General features: G+C 37.7%; 11 protein-coding genes. 7 read left to right on the top strand and 4 right to left on the bottom strand.

The genetic code is table 11. From position 1 onward, the window contains the following. Nucleotides 1-31: 31 nt before the first annotated feature. Nucleotides 32-1,813, top strand: a complete 1,782-nt coding sequence (locus tag J582_RS07710; RefSeq protein WP_031981613.1) for an acyl-CoA dehydrogenase C-terminal domain-containing protein — start codon at nucleotides 32-34, stop codon at nucleotides 1,811-1,813. Between the two features lie 118 nt (nucleotides 1,814-1,931). Next, nucleotides 1,932-2,414 carry a phosphate-starvation-inducible protein PsiE gene (locus J582_RS07705; protein WP_004885289.1) on the top strand — a complete coding sequence of 161 codons (483 nt, stop codon included), beginning with the start codon at nucleotides 1,932-1,934 and terminating at the stop codon, nucleotides 2,412-2,414. A 44-nt stretch (nucleotides 2,415-2,458) separates the two neighbouring features. Here J582_RS07705 and J582_RS07700 read toward each other — a convergent pair whose 3' ends face one another. Then, on the bottom strand, nucleotides 2,459-2,833 hold the full coding sequence (locus J582_RS07700) for an RcnB family protein (RefSeq protein ID WP_002051261.1): 375 nt from the start codon (nucleotides 2,831-2,833) through the stop codon (nucleotides 2,459-2,461). A 163-nt stretch (nucleotides 2,834-2,996) separates the two neighbouring features. On the opposite strand from J582_RS07700, the gene J582_RS07695 reads away from it, so the two are divergent. Beyond that, the gene (locus J582_RS07695; RefSeq protein WP_002051512.1) at nucleotides 2,997-3,443 is read left to right on the top strand and encodes a hypothetical protein; all 447 of its coding nucleotides are present in this window, start codon (nucleotides 2,997-2,999) and stop codon (nucleotides 3,441-3,443) included. A gap of 315 nt (nucleotides 3,444-3,758) precedes the next feature. Here the strand turns inward: J582_RS07695 and J582_RS07690 are convergent, their stop codons facing one another. Beyond that, complete coding sequence (locus J582_RS07690; RefSeq protein ID WP_031981612.1) at nucleotides 3,759-5,222, bottom strand: phospholipase D family protein; 1,464 nt, start codon at nucleotides 5,220-5,222, stop codon at nucleotides 3,759-3,761. 74 nt (nucleotides 5,223-5,296) lie between these two features. Then, nucleotides 5,297-7,309, bottom strand: a complete 2,013-nt coding sequence (gene znuD, locus J582_RS07685; protein ID WP_017394152.1) for a zinc piracy TonB-dependent receptor ZnuD — start codon at nucleotides 7,307-7,309, stop codon at nucleotides 5,297-5,299. A gap of 125 nt (nucleotides 7,310-7,434) precedes the next feature. On the opposite strand from znuD, the gene J582_RS07680 reads away from it, so the two are divergent. Both J582_RS07680 and aspS read left to right on the top strand, forming a co-directional pair. After that, nucleotides 7,435-8,199 (top strand): DUF4184 family protein, encoded by a 765-nt coding sequence (locus J582_RS07680; RefSeq protein WP_004711963.1) that lies wholly within the window; start codon nucleotides 7,435-7,437, stop codon nucleotides 8,197-8,199. Nucleotides 8,200-8,368: 169 nt separating this feature from the next. Beyond that, entirely contained in the window at nucleotides 8,369-10,153 is a 1,785-nt protein-coding gene (gene aspS, locus J582_RS07675) for an aspartate--tRNA ligase (protein WP_004711960.1), read from the top strand. A 58-nt stretch (nucleotides 10,154-10,211) separates the two neighbouring features. On the opposite strand, the gene J582_RS07670 is transcribed toward aspS, so the two are convergent. After that, nucleotides 10,212-11,240 carry a stealth conserved region 3 domain-containing protein gene (locus J582_RS07670; protein ID WP_031981611.1) on the bottom strand — a complete coding sequence of 343 codons (1,029 nt, stop codon included), beginning with the start codon at nucleotides 11,238-11,240 and terminating at the stop codon, nucleotides 10,212-10,214. Between the two features lie 203 nt (nucleotides 11,241-11,443). On the opposite strand from J582_RS07670, the gene J582_RS07665 reads away from it, so the two are divergent. Beyond that, complete coding sequence (locus J582_RS07665) at nucleotides 11,444-11,659, top strand: hypothetical protein (protein ID WP_006580305.1); 216 nt, start codon at nucleotides 11,444-11,446, stop codon at nucleotides 11,657-11,659. Between the two features lie 26 nt (nucleotides 11,660-11,685). Next, the gene (locus J582_RS27235) at nucleotides 11,686-12,240 is read left to right on the top strand and encodes a capsular polysaccharide synthesis protein (RefSeq protein WP_228131706.1); all 555 of its coding nucleotides are present in this window, start codon (nucleotides 11,686-11,688) and stop codon (nucleotides 12,238-12,240) included. Nucleotides 12,241-12,507: the final 267 nt, after the last annotated feature.

Here is a 12,507-nt window from a genome sequence, read left to right as displayed (position 1 = left end):
AAGTTGATGTGCATAAAAAAGGTGAACGATTATGCCAATTTACAATGCTCCTTTAGCTGATATGAAATTCATCTTAAATGATGTATTTAAAGCAGAACAATTTTGGCAGTCTAATGAGAAACTCGCTCATGTAGATGCTGCAACAGCTGAAGCAATTTTAGAAGAAATGGCTAAATTTGCTCAGAACGTGACTCATCCATTAAACCGTACTGGTGATGAAGAAGGCGCTCGCTATGAAAACGGCGAAGTCTTTACGCCTGCTGGCTTTAAAGATGCATTTCGTCAATATGCAGAAGGTGGTTGGATTGGCTTAGGCGCAGATGAAGAATGGGGCGGTCAAGGCATGCCAAAAATGCTGACCGTTCTTGCCGATGAAATGTTATTTGCGACAAACCCATCTTTCATGCTCTACCCGCTTCTTTCAGTAGGTGCTGGTATGGCTTTAAGTAGCTATGCTTCTCAAGAGCAAAAAGAAACTTATTTACCTAAGATTTATTCCGGTGAATGGTCAGGTACCATGTGTTTGACTGAACCACATGCAGGTACTGACTTAGGTATTATTAAAACTAAAGCAGAACGTAATGAAGACGGTACTTATAACATTACAGGTACTAAAATCTTCATCACTGGCGGTGACAACGATTTAGCAGAAAACATCATTCACTTGGTACTTGCTAAAACTCCAGATGCTCCTGCTGGTTCACGTGGTATCTCGCTATTTATCGTACCGAAATACCTTGTAAAAGAAGATGGTTCTTTAGGTGACCGCAACCATGTTGGCCCAGGTTCTATTGAACATAAAATGGGGATCAAAGCATCTGCTACTTGTGTAATGAACTTTGATGGCGCAAAAGGTTACCTCGTTGGTAAAGAAAACGAAGGTCTCGCTGCGATGTTCGTTATGATGAACTACGAACGTTTATCAATGGGTATTCAAGGTTTAGGTGCTTCTGAATTTGCTTATCAAAATGCTGCTCAATATGCGACTGACCGTTTACAAGGCCGTAGTGCAGCTGGTGTCCAATCACCAAGCAAGCCTGCTGATAGCATTTTAGTACATGGTGATGTACGTCGTATGTTGTTAAATGTACGTGCAAACAACGAAGCTTCTCGTGCATTTGCAGTCTATGTAGGTCAACAGCTAGATATCACTAAGTTCTCAACTGATGCAGAAGCTGTGAAAAAAGCCAATAATCGCGTTGCGCTTTTAACACCAATCGCAAAAGCTTACCTTACAGATACCGCATTCCAAGCAACTTTAGATGCTCAGATGGTATTTGGTGGTCACGGATATATTCGTGAATGGGGTATGGAACAATGTATTCGTGATCTTCGTATTGCGCAAATCTACGAAGGTACCAACGGCGTTCAGTCTCAAGATTTAATTGGTCGTAAAACTATTAAATGTGGCGGTGCATTCATTGCTGAATACATTACAGAAATCCGTGACTTTGCAAATGATTTAGACACCGATTTGAACTTCATTAAAGATGCAACTTTAGATGCTGCAACTGAAATTGAAGCAATCACTCAGTTTATTATTGAACAAGCTGCTGAAAATGTAGATTTCCCAAATGCTGCTGCTGTTGATTACTTACATGCAGTTGGCTTACTCAGCTTCTCTTATATGTTTGCAAAAATTGCAGCTGCTGCTAAAGATAAATCTGGTGATTTCTACCAAAACAAACTTGCTTTAGCTCAATACTTTGTTGAACGTATCTTGCCAGATATTGATGCACGTATTGCTAAAATCAAAGCTGGTTCAGACTTAATTATGGGCTTTAGTGAAGACTACTTTACAAACCAAGCATAATTAAGATTTTTATAAAAAACGCCTGAGTAATCAGGCGTTTTTTATTTTGTATTTACTATTTCTATTGGCATAAAATTTGTTTATTTTCTAGGCATACTCATATTAAAAAGATTTTACTATGCCTGATCCGAAAAAGTTTGAAAGAACGCTCGACCGGTTTGGTCACTATGCCGTTGAAGCTTTTCATTATTTGGCTTTATTCATTATCGGTTGTATGGTGGCATGGTCAGCAGCACATACAGTTTATGAAATTTTAACTGTCAAAAAGTATGCTTCAATCGATGACATCTTATTGTTATTTATTTATCTGGAACTCGGCGCAATGGTCGGTATTTATTTTAAAACCAATCATATGCCTGTACGTTTTCTTATTTATGTGGCGATTACAGCCTTAACGCGTTTACTGATTTCAGATATTCAACATGACCATAAAGCAGATATCGATCAAGTGATTATTACTGGTTCAATTTTAATTTTAGCGATTTCAATTTTAGTGGTTCGTTTTGCTTCTTGGCACTACCCATCTGTAATGAAAGAAAAGCATTCAAAAACACCCAACTCTTTAAAAACTCCTCAACCACAAGATGACGAATTAGCATAAAAAAGGCCTCAATATTGAGGCCTTTTCATTTTTATATTTTAGTTTTAACGCACACGATAAACTTGGTGATGTGAATCAACTAATAAATATTGATTCGGTGTTTTCACCCAGTGATATCCACGTGGTGGCTCATATAAACGATGGGCACGCCAGTCCGAAACAAAATAACGGTTATCACGGTATTCTACAGGAATACGCTCCCCTCGCTTGAACACAACATATTCATGGCCACGGTTTGCATTTGACCAAACCGGTGGTCTATGGTCATCGCGTCGATCATAACGATGATCGTAGCGTTGTTCATAATGTCGATAGTCTTTACCGTGATAGTTATCCCAGCGATTATTTGAATCCGCCATCGCAGTAGCAGACATACCCAACATTAAAGTTGAAAGTACAAGAACGATTGGCTTTTTCATGGTGCATCCCTTTTGTCTTGATATAGAGCTAGATTAAAAGAGAGTCAAGGAGAAACCATGAATAAAACAGGCTTGATTGATATTGTTTGTAATGACTATAAAGAAAATATGAAGAATCTGTATCTGTGCTACCATTAGCATTTTCTAAGCTAGGTCAATTGCTGTGTCTGAAATCAGTTTTGAACGTCTTCATCAATTTTTCTGCAAAGTTCCAAGTGTACAAGAAGCCCGTATTATGGCGCATGGAGCAGATGGCGAACACGCTTGGTGGTTTAAGTTCAGTATTGATGTAGAACACCCACTTGCATGGCAAACCGTGCAAGAACTCGGCCATGTTTTAAACTATCTATCGACGAATGAACGTCTACCTACGTTATTTTTTCCAGTGTCACCACCGCCTTATATGAATGGCGAAGCAAAAGACTTTTTGTCATGGATTATTCAATGTAATCATCCTGAGTTTAACCCTGATGCCGTATGTGATTGGCTTGAAGCACGTTTACCTAATCCGGTAGATGATGAATCGCAGTGGAAGATTAAGACTGATTTGAGTGAAATAGAAAAGTTAGATGATAAGGCTTTGGATCAATTGATTCCGCCAGCACCTTAAAATATTCCAAGTTTTATTCTCTATTTTTAATTAGCACGACGGGGTCTTACCGCTTTAAGTTTTACTTGTAGTAGCTAATTCGTTACTTTGGTTTCGCCCAAAGTAACCAAAAGCATTTGTCATCCACAAAACCTGAGGTGCGAATAGCAAAGATTAATAATCTTTGCCGTACCGCAAGGCGAAAGCTATGCTTGAGTTTGAACTACGCACTTTGTTTGTCTTGCGCTCGAAGCAAACGATGTTTGCTTTCCCTCGCTCAGGTTGTGGATGACTCTAGGCACAAGCCATTTTTTTGGAAAACTCCAAAGGTAGTGATTAAAAAGTCGATAACCCTGACCATTCCATAAAGCGATAAATCCAATACTTCACTTTAGACTCGTCTGCATACTTCGCATAATCGACGCTCATCTGTCTACCTTGTAGATTTGACCAAGAAGTATTGAAGTAATCCTGAGCATCTTTAAAAACTTGATCTTGAACTTTGCCTATAACCAACATATCCGTTTCAAGGTTGTAATTTTTTAAATTACGAGCAGTGAAATTGGCAGAACCTACAATCAACTCAGCTTGCTGGTCGTTATATTTCACAATCATTTTGCTATGGTTCTGTTCACCATGCGTGTCACACCAGCGAATTGGAATACCTACGGCATGTAACTCTGAAGCAACCTGACGGTTTGGAATACCATTCTTTTGTCTTCCAAATGCATCTTTATTTGGATCAAGCAGAACCCGAACCATAACCCCTCGTGCTTGTGCATTTTTTAGAGCTTGAATAATCTTGCGTTCAGATAAATAGAACATACTTAGATCGAGATGTTCTTTGGGTTTAGCCGAATTAATTAGTTTCAGTACAGATTCATAGATTGCGCCCTCAGTTAACACTTGAACCTGAGGCTTGGTTATATCTTTTTCGAAGTCACCTAAAATGAGTGATGGTGAGCTACTTCCAGACATCTGCGCAACAGCAGCTTCTGTTTGAAGAATATCAGTAGCTGTGGCTCCTGTTACAATCAACGCCACATTAGAGTGTCTCGAACTACCATCGTGTGGATTTGCTGAAGTGACCAATGATTTCCAACCAGCGTCAGTATCAACAACCAAGGTTTTACGGTGATTCGCTTTAAAATTAAATAGGTTCAGATAACTGCGTAATGTAATTTTTTCATTACCAAAAGGATTGGGTAACCAACCTTTGTCTGGATTATTTCCGATATTTTGGCAACAAATATACCAAAAACCAGACCAAAGTGGATTTGAAGCACGTAAAGGTGCCAGATTCGTTTCGATAACATCAACACCGGCTTGTCGTAATTGCCGATAATGCTCCGGACTTAAACCGCCATAAACTGAGTTAATCGGGTCAGTAATTAATACAATCTGGATTTGACGGTTTTGTCTTTTTTTACTAATCAACGCATTAGTAAGTTCCTGCATCAATGGTCTTTGCTTTATTTTTGAGTCACCCACCTCTGAATTAAATAAAAACATATCGACCACTATCGTAGTCTTTGCCTCATCAATCATTTTTAAAATTTCATCAAAAATATGTTGATCAAGCTTCTGTTGACCATTGGCATCCAGATAAGTTTTATCTGCTAAAAATTTGACATCGGCATGTCTAAGCTTGCCACTAAAGTTAATGCCCTGTGGTAATGGTTTTACTGTGTGGTAAATTGCCGATGCAATATATGCAATAGCAACAACGCAAAGTAATACCGCCATATAACGACGCCCTGACCAATTTATTTTTTGATGAATTCGCTGAAAAATACGCATAAAAAAGACCTAACTTGATCATTCCAAATTAGGTCTTTTAGCTTGATTTTTCAAGTTTAGTTTCGTGTTAGGCCTTAGAAACTAAAGTTTACACCGACAGTAAAATTACGCCCGACTTGTGGAACATTTGCAAGGAAAGACTCATGTTGATAAATTCGGCTATCAAGCAAGTTGTTGGCATTCAAGAACACTCGGTAATCACCAATGTTGCTATATTTGCCGTTATAACCAACGCCTAAATTCAGCATGTTATAGCTCTGACCTTTGGTTTCATAATTAGCAATATCATCTTGTTTGAATACATGATAATACTCGGCAGAACCATCCCATCCATCACCAAAATCTGCTTTAACTTTAGTACCTAAACGCCCACCCGGAATACGTGGTGCATTTTCATTATCAATTTTGCCGCGAACATAATCACCAAATAGCCCTAAATTATATACAGGTGAAATTTGGTAGCTTAGGTCAGCATCGACACCATAGAACTTAGCTGCATCTTGACTATATTGAATAAGACGGAAGCCTTGGAAATCATCCAATGTATTAGCATAAATGAAATTATCAAAACGGTTATGGAACACGCTTACGTTGTATTTCAAAAGATCATTATTAAAGTGCAAACCTAACTCAACATTATTTGAGCGCTCTTTCTTCAGGTCATCATTACCCAACTCATAAGTATTGGTCGCCATATGCACACCGTCCGAATACAACTCTTGAGCAAATGGCAAACGTTCTTGGTGTGATGTTGTGAGGGACAATTTGTATTGCGGAATAAATTCCCAGCTTGCTGTGCCAGCAACCGAATATCCAGTACCCGTGTAATTCTTTTGATCTGACTCAATGTCGATAGTTTGATGATCAATACGCGAAGAAACTGCAAGATTGACGTTATTGATTTGTTTTTGTTGCAAACCAAATACGCTATAACGTTGGGTTTTGCTTGGATCCATAATCGACTCATCACCAACAATATTCAGTTTTTGTTGGGTATATTGCGCGCCAATTTGTCCTGTCCAACCCGCCCAAGCATTATTTTCTAATGTAACTCGGCTATCAATCCCTTTGCTTTTAAAAGTTGTTCCGACATCAGTATTATGCATTTCTTCATGTTGATAATCGGTATAGCTTGCTTGCGCTGCAACTTTAGCAAAACCTGCAAACGGGTCTCTTAACTCACCTTTTAAATCGTAACGCTTTTCTTTGAGATTAATCCATGAGGCATCATGTTCGTGCTCATGCTCATGATCGGTTGATGGGTCGTCAGTTCCACACACAAGGTGCAAGCCATCACGTTCACATGAACCAAAAAGCTCATTATCGGCAGGAATACCATATTGATCATGACGCTGGCTAAATGAAGCACCGATAAAACCACGATCCCCAATCCAAGATAATCCAGCATTATAATTTTTAGAGTCGGCAAAAGTGCTATCCTGACGACGCTCGTCTGTTTGTAAATCTCTAGGCAAAATATAGTCATTCGCATCGCGCTTTAAACCACCGACACGTAGCGCAACATGGTCCCCTAAACCGACTGTCGCTTGCCCTGAATATAGTAGCTCATCACTACCTGAGTTGTAGCGGACACCGGCTTTTCCTTGATAGCCCTTGTCTGGCATGCTGGTTGGAATTTTTTCATCAACAACATTTACCAGTCCCCCCACAGAGCCTGCACCATATAATAATGCTTCAGCACCATTTAATATCTGAATATCTTGGGCAGAGTTTGGATCAACCGTAACGGCATGGTCTGGCGATACAGATGAAACATCCATTACATCGCCACCGTTTTGTACGATCTTGACACGTGTACCGTCTTGACCACGAATGACAGGGCGGCTCGCCCCTCCTGTATATTGAGCTGAATAAACCCCTGCCTGACCATTTAAGGCATTACCAATACTCGTTGCACCTTCTGCTAAAGACGTATTATTGGCTGGTGCTGTGGGTTCTGCTTTAACCGTAATTGTTGCCAATTCGGCAGGTTTCTCTTCCTTAGTATTTGTGTCATCCGCTGCCATCACTTGCTGAATAGAAAGTGATAATAATGAGAGAACAAAAAGCTGTGTTTTGAGCTGCATAGTCAATGCCCCATATTTTTTACGTTATATTATAACATTCCAAATGTTTTGCAATAAAAAACATTAACCAAAGGCATGTTTCGTTAGACTCGTTGTTTTGATGATGTGAGAAGCTTCGTTTTCCAATGCCTTTTACAATCTCTCATGCTGTTCTTGCTCCACCGATTGCTAAACTAAGCCGAAACACTTTGCCTGTTGCCGCCCTAGCTATTGGCAGCATGACACCTGACCTTTACCGCTTATTTACAGTTCAGTCAGGTATGCTGACTCATCAATGGAAGGGTTTGCTTTACCCAAACCTTGCATTAGGTTTATTGTTTTGCGTCATTTGGTATTTACTTTATCGACCTGTGGTTTACCGTTTTTTTGGTATTCAGCATGATTTGAAATTAGACTCTTTTAAACGTTTTATCTACTTTTTAATTGGAATTATATTTGCACTCATTATCGGTATTGCCACTCATCTCATTTGGGATGGTCTTACTCATTCTGACTTTCGAACTTTTATCTTCCAAGATTTTTTATCCCAAACGGTTCATTTCTTTGGTCGTCCCTATCCTTTGCATCGACTACTTCAACTCGGTTCTTCTGCTCTAGCATTACCTTTTTTAGGCTGGATGAGTATTCATTACTATCAAAAACATAAACAGCACTGGAAAATAAGTCATAAAATTAAAATTTTTGCATGGTCTCTGTTTATTTTATCTACCCTTTTGGGCTTATTTTCACTTTGGGATTATGCCCGTTACATTCCTCATGAGGTTTGGCATACCGACACCTATTACTTTACAGGCCGATCTATTAATGAGTTTATGCAAGGTTGGTTAAGTACTTTTAGTTTAGGGTGCTTATTATTCTTGTTTTTAGATCGACAACAAAGAATGGGCTAATCGGTAAACTTGCTGCCAAATTGCTCATTTTTAGCTAAATTATAGCTGTTTTTTGATCTAGTTCTTGTGGCATGCCATTCAACAGGGCATAATCGAAAACTTACTTTTTTGACGGTGCGCGGTTTACGCATCCGTCCTTTCAGCCAATATAGTTTGGATAATCTTCATCATGATGCGAACTCATTACTGTGGCTCTTTAACTGAAGCCCAAATCGACCAAACCGTTACATTATGCGGTTGGGTACATCGTCGCCGTGACCATGGCGGTGTTATTTTCCTTGATATGCGTGACCGTGATGGTCTCGTTCAAGTGGTTATTGACCCAGATACTCCAGAAGCATTTGCAACTGCAGATAAAGCACGTTCTGAATATGTATTAAAAATTACAGGTCGTGTTCGTCGCCGTTATGAAGGTACTGAAAACCCAAATATGGTGAGTGGTCAAATCGAAGTTTTAGGCAAAGAAATCGAAGTTCTTGCTGCTTCTGAAACTCCTCCATTCCCATTAAATGATGACACGATTAACGTGTCAGAAGAACACCGTTTAAAATATCGTTTCTTGGACATTCGCCGTCCTGAAATGTTAGAGCGTTTACGTTTCCGTTCTAAAGTAACTAACTTGATCCGTAACTATTTAGATGATCACGGTTTCTTAGACGTTGAAACTCCGATTTTAACTCGTGCAACACCTGAAGGTGCACGTGACTATTTAGTACCAAGTCGCGTACAAAATGGTAGCTTCTACGCACTTCCACAATCACCTCAATTGTTTAAACAATTATTGATGGTTGGTGGTATCGATCGTTACTACCAAATCGCGAAATGTTTCCGTGATGAAGACTTACGTGCTGACCGTCAGCCAGAATTCACTCAAATCGACATTGAAACATCGTTCTTAAATGACGATGAAATCATGGATTTGATGGAAGGCATGACTGTTAAACTATTTAATGACTTGCTTGGCGTAAAATTTGAAAAATTCCGCCGCATGCCATATAGCGAAGCGATGCGTGACTATGCATCTGATAAACCAGATTTGCGTATTCCATTGAAACTCGTTGACGTTGCAGATTTAATGCAAGAAGTTGAGTTCAAAGTATTTGCTGGTCCTGCAAAAGACCCTAAAGGCCGTATTGCAGCACTTCGCGTACCAGGTGCAGGTTCATTAACTCGTAGCCAAATTGATGAATACACTAAATTTGTTGGCATCTACGGTGCGAAAGGTTTGGCGTATATCAAAGTCAATGAAATCGAAAAAGGAATTGAAGGTCTTCAATCTCCTATCGTTAAATTCATTGAACCAATCGTAATGAAGTTACTTGAGCGTGTTGGTGCAGAGAATGGCGATATCGTATTCTTCGGTGCTGATAAAGCCAAAGTTGTAAACGATGCTATGGGTGCACTTCGTGTCAAGATCGGTCATGACTTGAACCTTGCAACTTGTGAGTGGGCTCCACTTTGGGTTGTTGACTTCCCAATGTTTGAAGAAACTGACGATGGCAAATGGACTTCTGTTCACCATCCATTCACACTACCTAAATCTAGCGTAGAAGATGTGAAGAGCAATCCAGGCGAAGCACTTTCTGTTGCTTATGACATGGTATTGAACGGTACTGAAGTTGGTGGCGGTTCTCTTCGTATTTACACATTAGAAATGCAAAAAGCGATTTTTGAAGCGCTTGGTATTTCTGATGAAGAAGCAGAAGAGAAATTCAGCTTCTTGCTTAACGCACTTCGTTATGGCGCCCCTCCTCACGGTGGTTTGGCATTTGGTCTTGACCGTTTAGTAATGCTTATGACTGGCGCGACTTCAATTCGTGACGTTATTGCATTCCCTAAAACGAAAACTGCTGAATGTCCACTTACTCAAGCACCTGCTCCTGTTGAAGCAAACCAGCTTCGTGACTTGGGCATCCGCTTACGTGAAAAGCCAAAAGCTGAAGAATCTAAATAATTATTAGATTGTGAAATTAAAAAACCCTGCTTATGCAGGGTTTTTTAATAAATAATTTTTAATGAGATATTTCTTTTTCAAAACTCGAAACTGTATTAAATTTTTGTTCAAAAATCTGAATAATTTCTTTTTTTAGTTTTTCAAAATCAACCACTTGCTCATCATCATTTAAACAAATCTGTGGAAGGTGCTCATTTTTAATAACATGATTAATTTCAGGAAGATTTTGGATTCTTAAATTAAAATTTTGACCACGCTCAAATATATTTACGGGGCAAAAACGAGCAGAACATAACTGCCACAATCTGAACAAGTACTGATTAACATCTAAAGGCTGTCTAAATCGATGACTTGATACTTCCTTTAAGTAGTTTTCTTCTTTTTCCCAAACCTCTTCAAATATCGATTTCAAAAATGGTTGAGGTAAATGATTACTATAAAAACTTGAGAATTTTCGATTATATAAACTTAAAAAGTTACCCCAATTATTACTGATTGAATAACGATGATTAAAAAGTGCGTAAGGATTTTTTCGAAATAATTTTCTCTTATCAAAATATTTATTAATAATCGCAACATCGGTCAAAGCAACAGCACCTAAAAAGTTCTCTTCTCCCACTACCATTAAAGGCTGTAGTCTAACTCCATCGCAAGGTAGACCATTTCTAAAGAAAAACTCAGGTTCTAGGGGGCTATTAATAAAAGTATCATCATTAAAATAGACAAAGTGCTCTGTAAGACCTTCTATTTTATGAATATTAATTTCGATAGCATGAGAGTTAAAAGTAGGTAAATAGTCTGGATTTATAATTTGATCATGGGTCACCAAGTTTAATTTTGGATGATTTTGTACTAAAAATTCTGGAAAATGACCACAAGTTACTAGATGAATTTTTCGTACCCAAGGACAGAATTTTTCAACAGATCTAAACCAATATTGAAGATTATCCCAATCACGATAACGGCATTCATCAATGACCTCAGTCACCTGTGTATTTGCTTCTTTAGATTTATAATATTTATAATCTTGCTGCCATTTAGTATCAGTTGAGTCGACCCAAATCATTACAAAATCAATAGGCTGCATTATTCTCCCCTAAGCTAAATTCAACAAGATAATGAAAGTTTTAGCAAATAAGAGGGATATTACTATTTATTAATGTTAATTAAAGTTCACAATTCCTTCATATTTTTATTATTTCTAAACAATTTCGTTAATTCATAGTCTATTGAGGTGACAGTGGGCAAATGGCATAATAGCTGCTCTCTTCTCCCGCATGGTAATTGATTATGGCAATGCGTCCTGACGTTCGTCGACATGCTTTAGTCGTGATTGTATTCTCTCTTGCGCAATGGTTTTTCATGCGCTATATCCTTTCACATGAACTATTTAATTTAACGACCAACCAACGCATTCTTTATTTCTGTGTAAGCAGCCTCGCAGGTGCATTACTTATTTTTGTAGCACTCATTTATATGGTGCTGAAAGGAAATGCGGATAAATAAAAAATTATTTATCATTTGAGGTTGTTATGGGCTTACGAAAATCTACAAGAAAATTTTTTCGTTTTTTAGCATTTAATTTAAGATACTACAAAGATATAAGATTTAAAAATCTTAATTCTGAAAACTTTGCAGATCCAATTATTTTAAATTCTTTAGATAAATCTGAAATTATCATACCAAAAATAATTTGGATGTATTGGGACTCAGAAGTACCTGAGCTTGTGGAAAGATGCTTTAATCAAGTAAAGAAATTAAATCCTGAATATCAAATTAATATTTTGAACTCTAAAAATATAACAGAGTTTTGTGATTTTGACTTTTCAGTTTATAAAAACTTAACTCCTCAACAAAAATCAGATTTATTGAGATTTTATCTCCTTTATTATTATGGAGGCATATGGTTGGATGCAAGTATTATAATCTATAGTAATCTTCAATGGATTTTAGATACTTGTAAAAAAAATAAAACTTCTGCTTTTGCTTATTATAGAGCTGAGAATACGACTGTAAAAGATTATCCAGTTATAGAGAACTGGTTACTTGCTTCAGAAAAAGGAAATATTTTCTTTAAAAATGGTTAGATGAATTATCATATGCTTTAAAACTTGGGGTTAAAAACTATATTTCTGAAATAAGAAATACAAAGCCAAATTATTCGGAATATTTTCAAAATATTGGTTTACTTGAATATCTAGTTGCCTATGTAGCTTGTCAAAAAGTCTTACGAGAAATACCCAATAGTATTTCACTAATTAATTGTGACAAAAATGCTTTTCTATATCAAAACATTGATTTGAAATGTAATATTTATTTCATTGAAGCTTTAGTCTTAAAAGAGCGACCAGATC

This window comes from Acinetobacter sp. 1566109, from assembly GCF_000582255.1.
Lineage (GTDB): Bacteria > Pseudomonadota > Gammaproteobacteria > Pseudomonadales > Moraxellaceae > Acinetobacter > Acinetobacter nosocomialis.
Note: the sequence above shows the minus strand (reverse complement) of the source record. Positions and strands in the feature narration are given on the sequence as shown.

Bases quoted from the DNA above. Each gene is read 5' to 3' on its own strand.
- J582_RS07670 (WP_031981611.1), bottom strand. From the start codon at position 11,240: ATGCAGCCTATTGATTTTGTAATGATTTGGGTCGACTCAACTGATACT.
- J582_RS07705 (WP_004885289.1), top strand. From the start codon at position 1,932: ATGCCTGATCCGAAAAAGTTTGAAAGAACGCTCGACCGGTTTGGTCAC.
- znuD (WP_017394152.1), bottom strand. From the start codon at position 7,309: ATGCAGCTCAAAACACAGCTTTTTGTTCTCTCATTATTATCACTTTCT.
- J582_RS07680 (WP_004711963.1), top strand. From the start codon at position 7,435: ATGCCTTTTACAATCTCTCATGCTGTTCTTGCTCCACCGATTGCTAAA.
- J582_RS07665 (WP_006580305.1), top strand. From the start codon at position 11,444: ATGGCAATGCGTCCTGACGTTCGTCGACATGCTTTAGTCGTGATTGTA.
- J582_RS07700 (WP_002051261.1), bottom strand. From the start codon at position 2,833: ATGAAAAAGCCAATCGTTCTTGTACTTTCAACTTTAATGTTGGGTATG.
- J582_RS07690 (WP_031981612.1), bottom strand. From the start codon at position 5,222: ATGCGTATTTTTCAGCGAATTCATCAAAAAATAAATTGGTCAGGGCGT.
- J582_RS07710 (WP_031981613.1), top strand. From the start codon at position 32: ATGCCAATTTACAATGCTCCTTTAGCTGATATGAAATTCATCTTAAAT.
- J582_RS27235 (WP_228131706.1), top strand. From the start codon at position 11,686: ATGGGCTTACGAAAATCTACAAGAAAATTTTTTCGTTTTTTAGCATTT.
- aspS (WP_004711960.1), top strand. From the start codon at position 8,369: ATGATGCGAACTCATTACTGTGGCTCTTTAACTGAAGCCCAAATCGAC.